This window comes from Saccharothrix lopnurensis, from assembly GCF_042658445.1.
In the GTDB taxonomy this organism is placed as follows: domain Bacteria; phylum Actinomycetota; class Actinomycetes; order Mycobacteriales; family Pseudonocardiaceae; genus Actinosynnema; species Actinosynnema lopnurensis.
This window is the reverse complement of sequence record NZ_JBHSQO010000006.1, coordinates 237,284-253,161: the sequence shown is the minus strand read 5'-3', so window position 1 is coordinate 253,161 and position 15,878 is coordinate 237,284. Positions and strand designations below refer to the sequence as shown.

Annotated in this window: 25 protein-coding genes; 1 reads left to right on the top strand and 24 read right to left on the bottom strand. The window is 74.0% G+C overall.

All coding sequences use genetic code 11. The annotated features are described in order from the left end of the window. From ACFP3R_RS09255 to ACFP3R_RS09140, 24 genes are all read right to left on the bottom strand, one after another. On the bottom strand, positions 1 to 982 hold a 982-nt coding region (locus ACFP3R_RS09255; RefSeq protein WP_380634642.1), incomplete at its 3' end, for a hypothetical protein. Positions 983 to 1,125: 143 nt separating this feature from the next. Then, positions 1,126 to 1,890: an HK97 family phage prohead protease gene (locus ACFP3R_RS09250; RefSeq protein WP_380634640.1), complete on the bottom strand. Its 765-nt coding sequence runs from the start codon at positions 1,888 to 1,890 to the stop codon at positions 1,126 to 1,128. Then, the gene (locus ACFP3R_RS09245) at positions 1,887 to 3,038 is read right to left on the bottom strand and encodes a phage portal protein (RefSeq protein WP_380634638.1); all 1,152 of its coding nucleotides are present in this window, start codon (positions 3,036 to 3,038) and stop codon (positions 1,887 to 1,889) included. The genes ACFP3R_RS09250 and ACFP3R_RS09245 overlap by 4 nt, the downstream gene beginning before the upstream one ends. Continuing rightward, positions 3,035 to 3,232: a hypothetical protein gene (locus ACFP3R_RS09240; RefSeq protein WP_380634636.1), complete on the bottom strand. Its 198-nt coding sequence runs from the start codon at positions 3,230 to 3,232 to the stop codon at positions 3,035 to 3,037. The genes ACFP3R_RS09245 and ACFP3R_RS09240 overlap by 4 nt, the downstream gene beginning before the upstream one ends. A 7-nt stretch (positions 3,233 to 3,239) precedes the next feature. After that, complete coding sequence (locus ACFP3R_RS09235) at positions 3,240 to 4,799, bottom strand: hypothetical protein (protein WP_380634635.1); 1,560 nt, start codon at positions 4,797 to 4,799, stop codon at positions 3,240 to 3,242. Further along, positions 4,768 to 5,181, bottom strand: a complete 414-nt coding sequence (locus tag ACFP3R_RS09230; RefSeq protein WP_380634633.1) for a hypothetical protein — start codon at positions 5,179 to 5,181, stop codon at positions 4,768 to 4,770. The genes ACFP3R_RS09235 and ACFP3R_RS09230 overlap by 32 nt, the downstream gene beginning before the upstream one ends. 576 nt (positions 5,182 to 5,757) lie before the next feature. Beyond that, positions 5,758 to 6,018, bottom strand: a complete 261-nt coding sequence (locus ACFP3R_RS09225) for a hypothetical protein (protein ID WP_380634631.1) — start codon at positions 6,016 to 6,018, stop codon at positions 5,758 to 5,760. A 17-nt stretch (positions 6,019 to 6,035) separates the two neighbouring features. After that, on the bottom strand, positions 6,036 to 6,809 hold the full coding sequence (locus tag ACFP3R_RS09220; protein ID WP_380634629.1) for an AAA family ATPase: 774 nt from the start codon (positions 6,807 to 6,809) through the stop codon (positions 6,036 to 6,038). Between the two features lie 85 nt (positions 6,810 to 6,894). Beyond that, positions 6,895 to 7,212: a hypothetical protein gene (locus ACFP3R_RS09215; RefSeq protein WP_380634627.1), complete on the bottom strand. Its 318-nt coding sequence runs from the start codon at positions 7,210 to 7,212 to the stop codon at positions 6,895 to 6,897. After that, positions 7,182 to 8,165 carry a hypothetical protein gene (locus tag ACFP3R_RS09210; RefSeq protein ID WP_380634626.1) on the bottom strand — a complete coding sequence of 328 codons (984 nt, stop codon included), beginning with the start codon at positions 8,163 to 8,165 and terminating at the stop codon, positions 7,182 to 7,184. Before ACFP3R_RS09210 ends, ACFP3R_RS09215 begins: the two co-directional genes overlap by 31 nt. Next, complete coding sequence (locus tag ACFP3R_RS09205) at positions 8,162 to 8,542, bottom strand: hypothetical protein (RefSeq protein WP_380634624.1); 381 nt, start codon at positions 8,540 to 8,542, stop codon at positions 8,162 to 8,164. Before ACFP3R_RS09205 ends, ACFP3R_RS09210 begins: the two co-directional genes overlap by 4 nt. Positions 8,543 to 8,552: 10 nt before the next feature. Beyond that, a complete protein-coding gene (locus ACFP3R_RS09200) occupies positions 8,553 to 9,218 on the bottom strand; it encodes a hypothetical protein (protein WP_380634622.1) in 666 nt (221 codons plus the stop codon). Further along, positions 9,215 to 10,294: an HNH endonuclease gene (locus ACFP3R_RS09195; protein ID WP_380634620.1), complete on the bottom strand. Its 1,080-nt coding sequence runs from the start codon at positions 10,292 to 10,294 to the stop codon at positions 9,215 to 9,217. The genes ACFP3R_RS09200 and ACFP3R_RS09195 overlap by 4 nt, the downstream gene beginning before the upstream one ends. After that, positions 10,291 to 10,638 carry a hypothetical protein gene (locus ACFP3R_RS09190; RefSeq protein WP_380634618.1) on the bottom strand — a complete coding sequence of 116 codons (348 nt, stop codon included), beginning with the start codon at positions 10,636 to 10,638 and terminating at the stop codon, positions 10,291 to 10,293. Before ACFP3R_RS09190 ends, ACFP3R_RS09195 begins: the two co-directional genes overlap by 4 nt. 207 nt (positions 10,639 to 10,845) lie before the next feature. Beyond that, positions 10,846 to 11,289: a DUF6292 family protein gene (locus ACFP3R_RS09185; RefSeq protein ID WP_380634616.1), complete on the bottom strand. Its 444-nt coding sequence runs from the start codon at positions 11,287 to 11,289 to the stop codon at positions 10,846 to 10,848. Further along, on the bottom strand, positions 11,282 to 12,241 hold the full coding sequence (locus ACFP3R_RS09180; protein WP_380634614.1) for a DUF2637 domain-containing protein: 960 nt from the start codon (positions 12,239 to 12,241) through the stop codon (positions 11,282 to 11,284). Before ACFP3R_RS09180 ends, ACFP3R_RS09185 begins: the two co-directional genes overlap by 8 nt. Further along, a complete protein-coding gene (locus ACFP3R_RS09175) occupies positions 12,235 to 12,450 on the bottom strand; it encodes a hypothetical protein (protein ID WP_380634612.1) in 216 nt (71 codons plus the stop codon). The genes ACFP3R_RS09180 and ACFP3R_RS09175 overlap by 7 nt, the downstream gene beginning before the upstream one ends. Further along, positions 12,440 to 12,631 carry a hypothetical protein gene (locus ACFP3R_RS09170; RefSeq protein ID WP_380634610.1) on the bottom strand — a complete coding sequence of 64 codons (192 nt, stop codon included), beginning with the start codon at positions 12,629 to 12,631 and terminating at the stop codon, positions 12,440 to 12,442. The genes ACFP3R_RS09175 and ACFP3R_RS09170 overlap by 11 nt, the downstream gene beginning before the upstream one ends. Further along, positions 12,628 to 12,927: a hypothetical protein gene (locus ACFP3R_RS09165; protein WP_380634608.1), complete on the bottom strand. Its 300-nt coding sequence runs from the start codon at positions 12,925 to 12,927 to the stop codon at positions 12,628 to 12,630. Before ACFP3R_RS09165 ends, ACFP3R_RS09170 begins: the two co-directional genes overlap by 4 nt. Next, a complete protein-coding gene (locus ACFP3R_RS09160; protein WP_380634606.1) occupies positions 12,920 to 13,558 on the bottom strand; it encodes a hypothetical protein in 639 nt (212 codons plus the stop codon). Before ACFP3R_RS09160 ends, ACFP3R_RS09165 begins: the two co-directional genes overlap by 8 nt. Positions 13,559 to 13,572: 14 nt before the next feature. Beyond that, positions 13,573 to 13,893: a hypothetical protein gene (locus ACFP3R_RS09155; RefSeq protein WP_380634605.1), complete on the bottom strand. Its 321-nt coding sequence runs from the start codon at positions 13,891 to 13,893 to the stop codon at positions 13,573 to 13,575. Then, positions 13,893 to 14,597: a hypothetical protein gene (locus ACFP3R_RS09150; protein ID WP_380634603.1), complete on the bottom strand. Its 705-nt coding sequence runs from the start codon at positions 14,595 to 14,597 to the stop codon at positions 13,893 to 13,895. Before ACFP3R_RS09150 ends, ACFP3R_RS09155 begins: the two co-directional genes overlap by 1 nt. Before the next feature lie 63 nt (positions 14,598 to 14,660). Beyond that, entirely contained in the window at positions 14,661 to 14,939 is a 279-nt protein-coding gene (locus tag ACFP3R_RS09145) for a DNA-binding protein (protein WP_380634601.1), read from the bottom strand. Then, the gene (locus ACFP3R_RS09140; RefSeq protein WP_380634599.1) at positions 14,936 to 15,169 is read right to left on the bottom strand and encodes a hypothetical protein; all 234 of its coding nucleotides are present in this window, start codon (positions 15,167 to 15,169) and stop codon (positions 14,936 to 14,938) included. Before ACFP3R_RS09140 ends, ACFP3R_RS09145 begins: the two co-directional genes overlap by 4 nt. A 171-nt stretch (positions 15,170 to 15,340) precedes the next feature. Between ACFP3R_RS09140 and ACFP3R_RS09135 the strand changes: the two genes are divergently transcribed. Further along, entirely contained in the window at positions 15,341 to 15,781 is a 441-nt protein-coding gene (locus ACFP3R_RS09135) for a helix-turn-helix domain-containing protein (RefSeq protein WP_380634597.1), read from the top strand. Positions 15,782 to 15,878 lie beyond the last annotated feature (97 nt).

The following is a 15,878-nucleotide window of genomic DNA, read 5'->3' as shown; positions in this document are numbered from 1 at the left end:
CCAGGTTCTCGCCGGTGGCGACGTCGACCAGGGCGCCCTCCATCCCCGCCAGCGCCTCGGGGATCTTCGGGTACAGCTCCAACGCGGTGGGGCTGGCGTCGGTGTAGGCCACCGCCGTGGACACCGCCGACAGCCCCACCGTGGCGAGGTTGAGCAGGTTGGAGTCCAGGTTGGCGTGGTAGCGGCGGATCAGGTCCGCCCAGATGGTGTCCTCCACCCGCACGCCACGGTCCACGCCCTGCCGCGACACGGTCTGCTGACCGGCCGCGGTGCGCACCGGCACCGACAACACCGTGTCGTCGAAGTCGGTCTCGGACACCGCCGCGTTCTCCGACGCCTGGTTGGCCACCGACGTCCCGGTGGTGCCGCGCCCGATTTCCACCGTCATCCCGGTCTCGGGCAGGTCGTGGTGGGAGACGGCGTCCGCGAACGGGCGGCCGTTGGTGGCCATCGGCGCGAACATGTCCACCAGGTACTGCGGGACCACCAGGCCGGTGAACGCGCCGGTGCCCACCGCGCGCTCCTCCGCACCGGCCACCGCCTCGGAACGCTCCACCTGCTCCTCACGCATGTGCTGCGCCAGGCGAGCCTGGGCGGCGTAGTCGTTCAGGTGCGCGGCCGCGACGTCGCGGGCGAACCGCACGCCGCGGCGGTCCTGGTCGGGCCGGTAGGTGCGCTCCTCCGCGCCGACCCGGGCCACCCGGTCGTAGGCCGGACGGCCCGCGCCGGGGGCGATCTCGCGGGACAGGCGGTCGGCCGCCTCGTCGCGCTCCTTCTCCTCCTCCAGGTCCCTGAGCCGGGCCTGCATCTGGTCCAGCTCGGCGTCCAGCGCCGTCTTGGCCGCGCGCAGCTGGTCGACCTCGGCCTGGTCCGGCTGGGCCTGGGCGCGCAGCTCGGCCAGCCGCTGGGCCCTCTGGTTGCGCTCCGACAGCTTCGTGGCCATCTGGCCGCGCAGCTGCTCGATGAGCTGGGCGAGCGTCATGACGCCGTCCTTCCTCCCGCGCGGTGCGGGTGTCGTGGGGTGATGGCCCTGCGGGCAGCAGGCAGCGACACCCAGGCCAGGCCCTCGGCGGGCGCGGCGCGGGAGGTCGGACGTGCGCGCGGAACAGCAGGGGGTGGCGCGTGTCAGAGCACGCGCAGCTGCACGTCCTCGTCGGTGATGCGCACCGCCGAGGGCGTGGGGTCGGGGGCCAGGCGGGCGCGCAGCGCCTCGAACGCGACGCGGGCCTGGTCGTCGGGCAGCCCACGCACCAGCGTGAGCGGGTCGGGAGCGGGTGCGCGGAGACCGGCGCCCGCGGTGTGCGGGGACGCGCCGTAGCCGACGATCGCCACATCACCGCGGTGCAGGTCGACCTCCTTGATGTGGTACTCCGTCCAGTCCGGCGACCACTGCCCGCTGGTGATGCGGAACTTGAACGACATCTCGTCGATGTCGCCGCGCGTCAACTTCGGCACGATGTACTGCACGTCGTGGTCGTCGGGGTCCAGGTCGGCCTCCACCAGCAGCCCGGTGTCGTCCTCGGTCAGCGACAGCGACCCCGAGGTGGTGCGCGCGATGCGGCGCAGCGACTCGTGCTGCAGCACCAGCGGCACGTCCAGGTCGGAGCGGGACAGCGTGACCGCGAACGCGCCGACGTCGACCAGCTCGGTGTAGGGGCCGGCCCAGTCGTACATCTCGTAGCCGGTCGCGGTCACCGAGGCGTAGCCGCGGAACTTGTGCGACCCGCCGCCGGCACCGGCGGCGCGCACGTCCAGGCCGCGCACGGCCACCCGCACCACCGGCAGCGAACCGGGTTCCTCGGCGCACCGGCGCTTGCTCGGCCGGTCCGCCGGCGCCCTGGTCTGCTGTGCGCGCACCGCCGCAGCGGCCCGCATCTCCTCGGTGATCACGGGTTACCTCCCGACGACGGTTTGGTGTTGGGGCGCCCCCACAGCCGGTCGAACTCCTCCAGCTGCTCGGGGGTGAACGGCGGCCGGTTGTCCAGCTCACGCGCCTCGGACGGCGCGAGCAGCCGGCCCTTGACCTGCATGTCGATCACCCGGGCCTGGGTCTCGGGGTCCATCCGCAGCAGGGCCTTGGAGTTGAGCTTGACCGTGCGCGGCCGAGGGGTCAGCGTCGACAGCGCGCGTTCGCGCCGTCGCACCGCGGGCCCCAGGTTCATGATCAGGAACTGCAGGTTGCGCTGCCCGATGTTGGCGTAGGTGACCGACTGCCCGGACACCGCCGCGTCGATCAGGTCGGCCGGCACGCCGAGGAAGCGCGCGATGTCCGGGATGCCGGCCTGCTGCGACTCGACGAACGCCGCAGTGCTCACCGTGGCGTTGATCGGCTTCAGGTCCCAGTCCGAGCCGTGCACGAACACGTCCCCCTGGCCCACGGTCGCCTTGTAGTGCGCCTTGATGTCGGCCGATTGCTCCTTGTTCAGCGTCTTCGCGGTGTTCTTCAACGCCACCGAGGGCATCCCGCCCTGGGTGAACCAGGCCACCGCGAACTGCTGCGCGCTCATCGTCTGCTGCAGCGTCAGCGCCGCGTGCGCGACCGGCGACAGCCCGAGCGGGAACCCGGCCACCGGGAACTGTCGCTCGTGCCACACCTGGTGCGGCTCGTACCACTGCCGCCCGATCCGGTACCGGGCCACCCGGCCGTCGCGCACCCGCACGGTGACCTCGGCCAGGTCCTGCAGCTCGATCCGCGCGGGCAGGCCCAGCCCGTCGACCGCGGTGATGATCCCGAAGCAGTTCCCGGCCCGGTCCAGGTCCTGCTGGCTCATGTACAGCCACTCGTCGATCGGGCCGTCGGGGCTGGTCAGCACCGGCGGTGTGGGCACTTCCACGTGCAGCGGCCCGACCTTGCGGAACACGTCCACGGGCATCGTGGACAGCAGGTCCGCACGCAGCCGCACCGCCGCCCACACCGCGCTGTTGCGCATCGCGCTCGACGTGGTGACGGGTGCGGCGCCGGTGCGGCCGGCGGTGCGCTCGGCCACCAGCTGCCCCGCGTCGGGCCACGTCACGGACCGGCGGGAGAACAGGCTCACCCCGCACCACCGCCCTTGCCCGAGGTGGCGGCCAGGTGCTCGATCAGCCGTGCGCCGCCGTAGAGCACCAGGCCGCCGACCGCCACGGCCGGGGCACCGACGGCCAGCCACACCGCCGCGGTGGCACCGACCGCCACCGCCAGCAGCGCGGCCAGGTCCAACAGGGTCGTGATCATCTCGCGGGACAACGTCACCGCCTCCTCACGCGATCGAGTCCAGCGGGTCGTAGTCGTCGTCCACGACGATCCCCAGCCACGTCTCGTGGACGTACTTCGCCTCGGTGCCCGCGACCAGGGGCCCGATGTCGTTCTTGGCCTTGTCCTGCTTGCGCGCCCACACCACGCTGTCGGTGGTCTGCCGCACCTTCGCCGCCGCCACCGCCTTGTCCAGCGGGTCGTCACCCACGTGCCGCAGCCGGCTGTGCTTGACCGCGTCGAGCATCTGGCTGCACCCGGCGGACATGTCCAGGTAGTCCAGCACCAGCACCTGCCCGCGCCGGGGCTTGTCCGGGTCCTCGGGCACGGTGAACCCGTTGTCGCGCAACGCGTTCTCCAACGACGCGTAGGTGCCTTTACCCATGCCGATCCCGATCGGCCGCAGCACCTGCCGCAGCAGCGCCAGGCGCTCGATGACCCAGTCCGTGCCGGGCCGGTAGTCCAGCAGCTGCAGGTGCCCGACCCCGTCGGCGCGCACGCCGTAGAACGCGATCACCGCCCACTCGCGGTCCGGGCTGATGTCCACGCCCAGGGCGATCTCGCCCACCCGCCGCGACTCCGGATCGCGCAGCGCCGCCCACCGGTTGGCGTCGATCGCGCCCGCGTTGTCCTGCGCCCTGGGCCAGATGCACAGCACCTCGCGGGCGAACTCCAGCAGCGGCAGGGTGCGTCGGGCGATCGCCAGGATCTCCAGCGTCATCCAGCTGTGCCCCAGCGACGGGTTGACCCGCGCCCACAGCCGCGGGTCGTCCAGGTCGACCTGGTCCAGGTTGTCCAGGTCGCCCTCCAGGCCCCAGTCCCGGAACCCGAACCGGTCGTCGCCGCCGTGGTTGCCGAGGGCGGCCAGCGCCTCCAGCACCGCCTTGGCCCGCGCCCTCAGCGTGTGCATGACCTCGCCGCTGTCCGGAGACAGCGGCGGCGTGGACGTGTAGATGATCTGAGGGTTCGGCCTGGCCAGCATCGTCGGGAACAGCGCGGCGTGCTGCGCCCCGGTGTACGCGAACGTCTCGTCGATGATGTTCAAATCGCCCGAGAAGCCCCGGCCGCTGCCCTTGCTGCGGGCGATGAACCGGATGCGCTGGCCGGTGTCGAGCCGCTTGAACCCCTCCTGGCCGTTGGCCTCGCTGATTTTCACCGGCACGTCGCCGTCGACCAGGATGAAGTTGGGGTCTGCGGCCTTCTCCTCGTCGGGGCGCGGATCGAGCGCCTGCAGCAGCTCCTTGATCCGGATGAACGCCTCAGACGCGGTCTTGACCTCGTGCGCCGACCACATGATCAGGCGTTCGCCCAACAGCAGGAACCCCGCCAGGACGCGGGCCTCCAACACCCCGCCCTTGCCGTTCTGCCGGGCGACGATCTCGGCGTACTCGACGCACGCCCACCGGCCGTCGTCCCGGATCGACAGCAGCAGCTGCACCGAGTCGCGCTGCCACTCGTAGAGCGGCTTGCCCGCCCGCGCCATCAGGTCGGCGGCCTCGGCCCCGAAGTCGTCGGCAACGCCCGGGGGCCGGACCTCAACCCGTGGGTGGCTTGCGCCTCGCAGCAAGGCGGGCGGCAACGTCGACAACGGAACCACCACCCCCCGCGGTGCCGGTGGCGGCCTGGCCACCGGCGTAGGGCGCTGCGGCGGGGGACGGCGCGGGGTTGCCCGAGGCACCGGCGCGGCCCGGCCGCGGTGCCCGCAGCGCCTGGCGGAACTCCCCGATCAACGTCTTGAGCGCGGTTGCCTGCAGCCGCTCCTCGGCCAGCGCCTTGTCGACCACGACAACGACCGGGGCGGCCGGGTCGTCGTAGTCGCGCTCGATCGTGAGCCAGCTCGATTCGTCGCCGCGCAGTTGAGCGTCGATCTTGTCGAGCCGGTCAACCGTCCGGCAAATCTGCAACAGCAATGCCGCCTGCATCGGCGGAAGCTTTTCGCCACCGGTCACCTCCGACCACAAGGCGCGGCCCGGAGCGTCCAGTCCGCCGGTACGTTCCCGCTGATCAGACCCCGTGTCACGCGTAACGGGCCGCGTTACTTCGGCGCAATTCCCGACCTTGCACAGCGAGTGGTCACCCCGTCTGTGCAGGCGATATCGACGCGCCCGCAGTGCATTCGAATCGACCATTCCGACCCCCTTATTTTTGTGCGGGGGGAGATTGAGGGGAGGTTGGGCGCGGGGTGGGGCTGCCACCCCTTCCTAAAAGGACGGGGCACGTTTCCGCAGGTCAGAGGCTTGCGCCGGTGACCCTATTTCCGCAGGTCAGAGGGGGTGTCCGTCCCGGGGGGACGGTTAGCCCGAATGGAGTTGGACCACCACGACCCGCACGAGCACTCGTGGTAGGGGCGGTAGTGGGGCCAGTCCCTTTCGCGGTGACCCTCGCGGAGGATGCAGCCGCACGGCTCGCCGCCCAGCTTCCACACGGGGCCGGTCTGCGCCGTGCACGTGCGGACCGGTCGCCGCCGCCGGGCACGTGCCGCCTTGGTGTCGCGGCTGGAGGCGATCATGCGAACGGCCATGACCTCACGCTCCCCCGAGGTCGACGCTGCCGGGCGGGGCCCAGCCCAGCCGGACCAGCATCGCGACCACGTCGGCGGGCAGCTGCACGTCGGCCTCGCCGTCGAACGCCACCGGCCAGGCCATCAGGTCCAGCGTCACCGTGGGCAGGTGCCCGGCCTGGGCGGTGATGGCGACCCCGCGCACGAGGTCGGACACGTTGGCCTCGCCCACGTGGACAGTGCCCCGGCCGGGGCCGGTGAGGTGGATGGAGACGCGCTCGGGCATGGCGGTGTCCGTTCGGGTCAGATGGTGTACGGGTTGACGATCAGCAGCTGGGGGCCGCGCTCGGCCCGCAGCTGGTTGGTGCGGATCGTGTTGCACGCGCGATGCGCCAGGCGGCAGTTGCTGCGCTCGTAGGCCGGTCCGCCGTCGCGCAGGGCCCACACGTGGTCGACGGTGCGGGACCGCGGGTCCTCAACGGCCAGGGCCTGGTCGACGTACTCCTGGCACACCCAGCATTCGACCTCTTCGGCGAACACCTGCAGCTTCAGCCGCCGCCACCGGCGCGAGGCGCGCAGCTTCTCGCAGCAGCGGTAACAGCGCACGCTGGCGGCGGCGGGTTGCCTGCAGTCGCAGCAGGGATTGCCGAGGACACCGGCGTGTTCTCCGGGCCACTCAGCGCGGTGGTACCACTGGCGGATCGCGGCGACCGTGCCGCGGGGCCGGTGGTCCAGCTGGGCGCGGCGGATGCACTCGGCCATGCCCGGGTCCAGCAGTTCGACCTCGGCGCCCAGGCGCTCGGCTTCCACGCGGCGGCTGTCGGGGTGCGGCAGGGAGCGGACCACGTAGGCGGTGCCCGTGCGCGCGGCGGCCAGGCGGTCCAGCTGGGCGCGCATCTCGCGCTCGGCGCGGGCGGTGATGTCGGGGGCGTGCATGTGGCTGCGGGCGCTGCCCAGGGCGCGGGCGATTAGATCCCGGTCGATCACCTGGCCGCCGTCCTGGCGGGCGAGGCCGAGGGCGCGGGTGGTCTTGCCGCTGCAGGGCGGTCCGCAGATCAACAGCACGCGCTGGGGCATCACCACCACCCCCGGACATGCGACAGGCCCCCGGACCGGGGAGTGGTCCGGGGGCCTGTGGGCATAGCTCCGCGCCCGAAGCGTCTCACGTGGATTGATCAGCGGTCAAACCTGCTGGCCGGTCGGCGCGGCGCTGGCCGCGGTCGCCGCGCGTGCGCAGGTAGTCGTATACCTCGTGGACGTCGTAGCCCTTGCCGGGGCTCACCGGCACGCCGGTCCGGTTCTTCCACGTGCGCAGCGTGCTCTGGGTGACGCGCAGCCGCTCGTCGCCGGTGCGGTCGGCCTCGGCGTGCAGCAGCGCCAGCAGCTCGGCGGCCGACACCCGGCCGGCGGGCAGGCGCTCGGCCGCGGTGATCCGGACCCGGCGGGCGATCACGGTCGGCTCGCGGCGTCGACCAGCCATTCGGAGTCGGCGGCGCACAGGTCCAGCCACCGCCTGCCCGCGCCGGTCTGGAGGGCGTAGGCGACCTGGGCGCGCTGGCCGCACCGCACGCACGAGTGCTCCTCCCGGTACACGCGTTCGTGGATGGCGCTGGCGTCGACCTCAGTGTCGTCGGGCACGGGCCACAGCTCGGCGGCCTCGATCTCCAGCAGCTCCAACAGGCGGGCGGGGTTGTTCATCGCGGTTATCTCCTTGTGCTTCTTCCTGGCCAGGTCGATCAGCTCGAACCCGGTGAAGGTGTGGCCGCCGCCGCAACGGGCGCCGACGAGCGGGGCCTGGCCGTCGCGCTCGTGCTTCCACATGGTCACGTCCTCGCCGCACACCGGCCGGTCGTCGACCGCGCCTGGGGCCGGGGCGGCCCCGACGAGCCGGGTGCAGGTGGCCACCGGCTTGTCCGGCGCGTCACCGACCACGCCGCGCACCTGGCGGGCCAGCTGGTCGACCTCGTCGGCAAACGTCAGGACCCACGCCTGGCGGGCCACCCAGGGCAGCGCCAGCAGCAGGGTGGAGACCGCCTCGCGCAGCGTGGCCGGGGCCGGGATGAGCGACCGCAGCGACTCGGGGGTGCGTGCCTCCCACACCTGTTCGGCCCAGCCGCCGAGCACGGCCGGGGCCGACAGCAGCGGGTTGGGGTCGTCCTCGGGGCCGGTGAGGGAGCGGCCGACACCCCGGGCCGCGCTGCGCGGATCGAGCAGCACCAGGGCGTCGTCGTTGGCGGGGCTGGAGGGGCCGAACCCGCCGGCGGTGGCGACCATCTGCGGCCGGACCCGCCGGCGCGGCGACAGCATGGCCAGGTGCCACTCGATCCACCGCAGCAGCTGCCACAGCCGGTCGACGCACGGCACGCACAGCAGGGAGTCGACTTCTACGTGCGCGTCGGGCGTGCGGCAGCTCGGGGAGGTGCACAGGGTCAACGCGACCGCCGGGCGTGGATCGAGCGCGGCGGACGCTGCCGGGTGGCCGGGCCGGTGCTGCGGTGCTGCCGCAGCCACAGCGCCCGCGCCTGCGGTTCGGTCGGCGGGGCCTCGTCGAGCAGGCCCATCTCCCGCAACGACTTCGCCATGTCCGACAGGGCTCGGCTTGCCTGCTCGACAGCCGGGGCCAGGGCGCGCAGGGTCTCGGCCAGCACGGGGCCGATCGCCTCGGCGGCCGCGCGCCAGCGCCGTTCGATCTCGTCGATCACGACGCGATCCAGGCACAGGCTGCGGCCGGTCATGGCGCGCAGCTGCGCCGAGCGGTCGACCAGCGGCTGGTCGGAGGTGGACACGATCCAGGCCTCTCGGACGTCCATGGGTCTCTCCTCAGGACTTGCGGGTCGGGTGGTGGCGGGACCAGCGGGTGCCCTGGGGGCAGGTCTCGCGGTGGGGCAGGTGGAGGCGGTGGCCGTGGCGGCGGGCGCCGTCGAGCTGGCCGTGCGCGAGGGGGTGGGCGCGCACGTGGCTGGCGTCGCCGTCGGCCACGACGGAGAGCACCAGGTGCCCGTCGGCCGAGGGCTCGGCGTCGACCGGCAGCCGGTCGCCGCGCGGGTTGGCCGCCCACACGACGCGGCGGTGGCACCAGCCGCACGGCTCGACGTGACCGGCGACGTCCCCGCGGACCTGGTCGACGGGGAGCAGCCGGCGGCCGGGCTCGGTGGCCGCGGCCGGGTCGGGGGTGGGCAGGGCGGGGTGGGCGTCCTCGGGGTGCGCGGCGTCGGCGGCCCGGATGCGCCGCCAGCAGGACAGGCCGGGCCGGGGCGCGCCGTGCCAGCTGGTGCAGGGCTCCCAGGCCCGTACGCCGCAGCCCTCGGGGGCGGGCGGGCAGGGCTCCCGTTCGTCGCGGGGGCGGTGGGGCTGGCGGCACGGCTGGTCGACCGGGGCGCCGCACCCGTCGGGTGGGGCGGGGCACGCGACCCGCAGCACGTGGGTGCGCTCCTCCAGCAGGTCGTAGGTGCCCTGGGCGTGGTGGTGGCGGCGGGTTCGGGTCATGAGGGAGGTCTCCCTTCCGAGGGCGGGGCGGCGGGGGGTCGGGGGGTCGACGAGCGGGGCACCGGCGGGGCGTGCGGGAGGCGGGCGCGCTGGTGGTAGATGTCCGGCGCGTCGCCGGTGCGCACGGGCTGGCCGGTGGGGTGGGAGGTGCCGGTGCCGGATGGCGGGGACCCGACCCGACCCGGAGACCTCGCAGGCCCTGGCCGGCGCTGTTCTCGCTGCTCGTCGGTGTGCTGGTGATCCACCGGTGGCGTGGTGTCGTCGGTGGTGGGGGTGTTGTGCGCCGGTTGGTGATCAGCGGCGGGATCAACCGCGCGATCACCGACGTGGTGATGCTGTTGTTGTTGATCGGCGGCTGATCCGTCGTTGATCGGTTCGCTGATCGGGGACTCGTGCAGCACGAGGTCGAACGCGCGGCGGCCGCGCTTGGTCCAGGCCGCCGTCTCGGCCTCGGTGGGCGCCGGCAGCAGCACCATGTCGGCCTCGGCCGGGGTGCGGGCGCCCTTGTAGGTGTTGCAGCGCTTGCACGCGGTGACGAGGTTTTCGCCGTCGGGGCCCGCGGGCTGGTCGGGGTCGACGTGGTCGAAGTTCAGGACCTTCCTGAGGTCCTTGTTGCGCCCGGACTTCTTGCCCAGCACGCCGCTGCGGCAGTAGCGGCAGCAGCCGCCGTCACGGACCCACACGGCGTGCTTGAGGGCGGTGTTGCGGTGGTCGGCGCGCTTCTGGGCCTCGCGGTCCTGCTCCTTGCGGCTGGGGTTGCGCTTGAGGAACTTGTGGATGCGGTAGGTGAAGCCGGGCACCCACTCCTCGCCCAGGCACGCGCACTCGTCGCCCTTGCGGTGCAGCTTCGGGGCGCGGCCGAGCACGCTCATCGTCAGCAGGGCCACGACGCGCCGGGAGCACCAGCGGTCGACCTGTTCCTGGGTCAGGTAGCCGTCGTGCCGGTGGTGGCTGCTCTCGCTGTAGAGGTCGACCAGCCCGGCCTTGAGGTCGCGGATCAGCCGCGCGCTGCCCTCGGCCAGCACCGACCAGGCCGGGTCCGTCGCCCACTCGTCGCCCAGCAGGAAGTACGTCACCGGGCGCTCCCACCGCTTCGCTGGCGGCGGCGCGAGGCGGCGCACCAGTAGCGGGTCGCGCCGGTGCGCACCCAGGCGGCGTGGTCGCCGGCGGCGTGGCGGCGGCGGGCCTCGCGGTCGACCAGCTCGGCCGCGGACCCGGCGGGCGGGGTGGTGACCAGGCGGGCCACCACCGTGTCGTCGACCAGCGCGGCGACCTCGGCCAGCAGGTCGACCGCCAGCCGCGGGTCGGCGGCCGCGAGGTCGACGAGCACGGCCAGGCGCTCCTCCAGGTCGACCGGGGCCTGGCGGACGTCGAGCACGACGCGCGCGGCCAGCCGGTGCAGGAACGGACCGGTGTGCAAGGTGGGGCTCCTCGGGAACGCGGACGGCCGGCGGCCTGGTGGCCGTCGGCGGGGGCCCGGTGCGGGCACTCCGGGGCCCACCGGCGGGGGACGTCGGTGGGTCCTGGACTGCGCACCGCGGGTGCGGTGGTGTCCGGTGTGGACGGGGTGGGGATGCGCCGAGGCGGCCGGCGCGCGAGGGGTGCGCGCCGGCCGCCGACGGGCCGGTCAGTCCCAGCCGGCCGGGTCGACCAGCAAGGCGTTGGTCTCGTCGTGGTCGCGCCACAGCCGGTAGTCCGGGCCGTGGACGGTCCCGGCCTCGCGCGGCGTGGCCATCACGTCGACCAGCCAGGCCGCGACCCGGGCCGGGGCGGGCACCGGGCCCATGCACGCCCACCGGATCAGGGTCAGCGGGGACTGCCCGTCCGGGTCGGTGCCCAGCCACCAGCCGAACCGCTCCGACCAGCACAGCCAGTCGCGCGGGGCGCCGTCCTGGGCGGTGCCGACCTGGAGGGCGGCCGAGCGCGGCTCGGTCGGCTGGATCAGCCGGGTGGTGACCCAGGTCCACGGGTCGGTGGTGTCGTCCACCGCGTCCGCGACCGCCCGCACGTAGGGCAGGTGCAGGCGCGAGGTGTCCGGCGCGGTGGGCTCGTCGAAGTCGTCGTCAGACACCGGCGGTCTCCTTGGTGGTGTCGGCGGCCGGCAGCTCGGTCTGCTGCGGCCGGGTGTTCGTGGTGGGCTGCTCGGCGGCCAGGCAGTCCAAGACCTTGCGGGCCTGGCTGGTCGGCACGTCCTGGCCGAGCCGGGCGGACAGCTCGGCGGCCAGCGCCTCCCGGCCGATGCCCGGCCGGGCCGCGACGATCGGCCGGGCCGGGTCGACCAGCGCCCGCCACGCGCCGCGCCGCCCGGCCAGCTCGGCGGCCAGCGCCAGCGGTGGGCTGGCCGGTGGCCGGTGCAGGGCGTCGAGCCGTTCGGCCAGCACGCGGGCGGGCTGGCTGGTCGGGTGGCTGATCGGCTGGTCGATCGGGTCGGTCGGCTGACCGGCCAGGGTCGGGGCGGGCAGGTGCAGCACGGCCATCGGCGGCGGGACCGGGCGGGCGGTGGTGACCACGACCCGCCCCGACCAGCCCGCCGCCCGGCTGGCCGGTCGGGTCGCTGGCCGGTCGGTCGCGGCCTGGCCGGTGGCCGGTGCGGGCTGGTCGGGGCGGCGGGCTGCCAGCGACAGCACGTGCAGGGTCGCGGCGAGCACGGTGGGCGGGACCGCGCCGACCGCGATCTGGACCAGCACGTGCGGCCGCTCGCCCTGCTCGATCAGCCAGTGCCACAGGCCGTTGCCGCCGATGGACAGGCCGATGGCGGTCAGGGCCAGGGCGCGGGCCGCGCGCCGGGCGTCGGCCGGCGCGCGGCGGTTCAACCAGATGCGGGTGGACAGCACGCCGGTGGCGTCCAGGCTGACCGGCCAGAGGTAGACCAGCCACCCGGCCACCAGGCTGGCCCGAGCCAGCTCGGCCAGCCCGGCGAAGCTGAGCACCACCGCCGAGCCGATGACCAGAGCGGCCACCAGCCAGTCCAGCCAGTCCGGCCCCGACCAACCGGCCGGGGTCGGCCGGGTGCGGGTCACCACGCGCTCACCCGCTCGGCCAGGCCGGTCAGCAGCGCCTCACCGGCCGGGTCCAGCACGCACGACTCCAGCAGCTCGTCGAGCACCAGGCGCACCAGCACCTCGGCCGGGTCCCGGTCGGTGACCGGGTCGGCCAGCCGGGCGGCCACCACGTCGACCAACCGACCGGCCAGCGCCTCGGCCACCGGGGTCGGGATCGGGTCACCGGCCATCGGGCACCCCCGGACCGGCCAGGTCGGACACGTCCCGCGCCCGGGTCGACCCGGACCGGCCCGGCCGCCCGAACTCGTCGCGCCGGCACTCGACGGTGAGGTTCAGCCAGGCCAGCAGCGCGACCGCGCCGACGGCCAGGACCACGACCACCCCGACCGCGATCGTCACGAGGGCGTTCACCGGGCCACCTGCCCGGCCTGCCCGTCGACCGGCCCACCGTCGACCAGGTCGACCAGGTCGCCGTCGCGGACGTTGGCCCGGTACCAGAGCAGGGCGTCACCGACCGCGCCCAGGTGCGCCACGCGCGGTCCGGTCCGGGCCAGCCGCATGACCTCCTCGCGCAGCCCGGCGGGCAGCAGCCACCAGCACGACCGGCAGGCCAGCAGCCGCTTGGGCACCTGCTCCCCGCAGCCGCCGGGGCACGGGTGCGCGGCCGGGTCCGAGGTCGGCCGGGCGGGGCGGGAACTCCTACCCACGGCGGTCACCGCCCTCGGCGGCCGCGGTGGCGCGGTGCTCGGCGGCCTGGTGCAGCAGCTCGGAGAGCAGCGGCCGGGTCCAGGGCGCGCCCGCGGGGCGCGGGGCCGGGGTGATCACCGTCAGCCGGTCCACGGGCAGACCCCAGGTCGCCCGGATCGTCGACCCGTCGGCCACGACGTAGGCCCAGCCGCCCACGACCTGGTCGACCTCGCCGGTCATCAGCACGTCGCGGCCGATCCGCCACCCGACCCGGGCGCCGGGCTCCACCACGGGCTCGGGGGTCGGCGGGACCGGCCGGCAGGTGTGCCAGTGCCGGTCCAGCTCCACCCAGGCCGCGGACTCCGCCGGCCAGCCCACCGAGGTGGTGCAGCACAGCCAGCAGTGCGCCGACCAGGTACCGTCCCCGCCCTCGGCCGGGGAGACCCGGCCGAAGTGCCGGCCCGCGCCGGCGGCGGCGCGGGCCAGCATCGCGAACTCGCCCAGCTGCTGCATCAGGTCCGTGGCGGCGTGCTGCGCCTCGGCCATCACCGCGCCCAGCTCGGCGCCCTCGGGCTCCTCGTGCAGCCCCAGCCGGCGGCGCAGCGCCACCAGCTCGGACAGCCACCACGCCCGCGCCTCGGGCATCGTCATGTCCCCACCTCCGGTCATGCGGTCACCGCCGGGCCCTGCTCGGCGGGCACGGCCCACACCGCCGCGAGCTCGCGGGAGCGCTCCGCGTCGAGCTCGTGCGCCCGCCGGGCGTCGCAGACCGCCCGCCACAGCAGTGACGTGGACGGGACCAGCTCCCACATCTGCTCGTAGAGCCCGTGCATCGCCTCGTGCAGCTCGGCGCGGCGGGTGAAGTAGGCGAACCAGTCCACCGGGGTGTCGGGGTCCGGCATGGCCAGGGACGCGGCCCACTCGGCGCGCACCGTCTCCAGCTGCTCGTGCAGCGCGGCCAGCTGCTCCTCGTTCGTCTGCGGCATCACCGGTCACCGCCCCGGGCCACCGCGTCGGCGGCCTGGTCCCCGGTCACGCGACCGGACAGGTGCAGCTCGGCCAGCTCCCGCACGGCGGCCTGGTCCTCGTCGCCACCGGCCGCACCCGCACCCGCGCCGTTGACGCGGTGGGTCACCACCAGCCGCTCCGCGCGGTGGACCAGCTCGGCGGCCTCGGGCAGGTCGACCAGGTCGACCAGCGCGAACATCAGCAGCGAGCACAGCCGCGGCAGGTGCACGTGCAGCGCGCTGGGCACGCCCATGCACGCCCGCTCGGCCTCGGCCCCGCACTCCAGGCACGGCTGCGCCCACAGGTACGCCGCCCCCTGGGCGGACGCCGCCACCGGCTCGTCGACCACGCCCACCCGCAGCGCGGCCACCGCCGCGTCCTGGGCCTGGACGTAGCCCGTCGACAGCAGCCCGCGCTCGTCGTCCTCCAGGTGGACGTACGCCGAGAGGGCGTTCGCCAGCGCGAACCGGGACCCGCGCCCGAGGTAGCCGTGCAGCAGCCGGTCGATCGGGTCGCGCAGGTCCACCGGCGCGCCGGGCCGGGCGTGCGCCGAGGGCGCGGCCGGCAGCCGCGGCACGTACGCCGCGCTGCCCGGCCCCACCGCCGCCGGCGCCGACGGCAGCTGCTGCTGCGCGTACGGGCGCACCGCCCGCACCCCCGCCTCGTCACGGACTGGCCCCACCGGGGCGTGATCTGGGATCATGTGATCGGTCACGAGAGGTACCTCTCTCTGGTCGTGGGGCCGTCACGCCATGCCGGGCGCGGCGGCCTCTTCTTCTTGTGCGGCAGCGGTTTCCTGTGGCGCGGTCACCCCGAGGACCGCCCACAGGTCGGCGGTCGGCACGCGGTAGCCGCGGCCGATGGGCAGCACCCGCACCGGGTACTCGCCGTGCTTGGCCAGCTCGTAGCCGCGGGATCGGCTGAGACCGAGAGCGCGGTTGGCGGTGTCGAGTGGGACGGCCGCTGGCAGTGCGAGCAGTTCGTCTTGCCGCATCGAACGGTCGTTCGAGTTCGAGGCGGTCATGCGGTGCTCGCGATCGAGTCCACGGGCACGTCCAAGACGTGCGCGAGACCGGCTATCAGCTCTTCTCGGGCGCCTTTCCTCGCGCCCGTCTCGATGTTGCGCAGGTGGTCCTCGTGAAGCTGAACGCCCTGCTCTTCGAGCTGGTTGACAACGTCACGGACGCTGAGCCCGCGACGCACCCGGATGGCGCGGATCGCCGAGCCGTCGGTCTTGGCGGAGGTTCGGGGCATAGCGCACACACTAAGACGGGATCAGGCGGGTTTCAAGCCTGAAACGACCTGAAACCTTCGTATCGGGCGGGCATGGGCGGGCCCGATTGGAGTAATCGCAGGTCAGAGTGAGCCAGATCCCGCCTGATCCCGCCTGGACCAGTGGCCAAACGTCGGGCACCATCTACGTCTATGGACTACGACGAGTCAGCGTGGGCTCACCTAGCGGAGGTGGCGACAGCCCGCCGCGACTACCACGGGTGGACCCAGGCCGAGGTCGCCACTCGGGGAGGCATCTCCCTGGACACCGTCCAGTCGATCGAAGGGGCACGGCGCACCGGCTACCGCGCGCGGACGCTGCGTGGCTACGAGCGAGGGATGCTCTGGGCTTCGCACAGCGTGACCGCAGTCCTGGAAGGGCGCGAGCCCACACCGCTGGAAGGGGAGCCGTTGCCACGCACGGTGATGACACCCATCCCGAGCGGCGATTCCCCCGCGCAAGCCATTGGGCAGGCCCTGGAGATGCTCCGTGCCGTACGTGGAGCGTTCGGTCAAGTCATTTTTGATGCGGCACTAGCACAACTGCGCGCCGAGTCGGGTGGCGAGGCACACGGAGCGTCGGGATCGCGTTGATCCGATCGGCTGATCGGGTGTTCCAGTCGGGCGAGTCACGCTGCGTAGTAACAACTGGCGGCAAGGCGGGGATAGGCGGACTAGTCCGCACTGATGC

Bases quoted from the DNA above. Each gene is read 5' to 3' on its own strand.
- ACFP3R_RS09140 (WP_380634599.1), bottom strand. From the start codon at position 15,169: ATGCCCCGAACCTCCGCCAAGACCGACGGCTCGGCGATCCGCGCCATC.
- ACFP3R_RS09145 (WP_380634601.1), bottom strand. From the start codon at position 14,939: ATGACCGCCTCGAACTCGAACGACCGTTCGATGCGGCAAGACGAACTG.
- ACFP3R_RS09175 (WP_380634612.1), bottom strand. From the start codon at position 12,450: ATGGCCGGTGACCCGATCCCGACCCCGGTGGCCGAGGCGCTGGCCGGT.
- ACFP3R_RS09135 (WP_380634597.1), top strand. From the start codon at position 15,341: ATGGACTACGACGAGTCAGCGTGGGCTCACCTAGCGGAGGTGGCGACA.
- ACFP3R_RS09225 (WP_380634631.1), bottom strand. From the start codon at position 6,018: ATGCCCGAGCGCGTCTCCATCCACCTCACCGGCCCCGGCCGGGGCACT.
- ACFP3R_RS09155 (WP_380634605.1), bottom strand. From the start codon at position 13,893: ATGCCGCAGACGAACGAGGAGCAGCTGGCCGCGCTGCACGAGCAGCTG.
- ACFP3R_RS09205 (WP_380634624.1), bottom strand. From the start codon at position 8,542: ATGGACGTCCGAGAGGCCTGGATCGTGTCCACCTCCGACCAGCCGCTG.
- ACFP3R_RS09220 (WP_380634629.1), bottom strand. From the start codon at position 6,809: ATGCCCCAGCGCGTGCTGTTGATCTGCGGACCGCCCTGCAGCGGCAAG.
- ACFP3R_RS09215 (WP_380634627.1), bottom strand. From the start codon at position 7,212: ATGGCTGGTCGACGCCGCGAGCCGACCGTGATCGCCCGCCGGGTCCGG.
- ACFP3R_RS09160 (WP_380634606.1), bottom strand. From the start codon at position 13,558: ATGACGATGCCCGAGGCGCGGGCGTGGTGGCTGTCCGAGCTGGTGGCG.
- ACFP3R_RS09200 (WP_380634622.1), bottom strand. From the start codon at position 9,218: ATGACCCGAACCCGCCGCCACCACCACGCCCAGGGCACCTACGACCTG.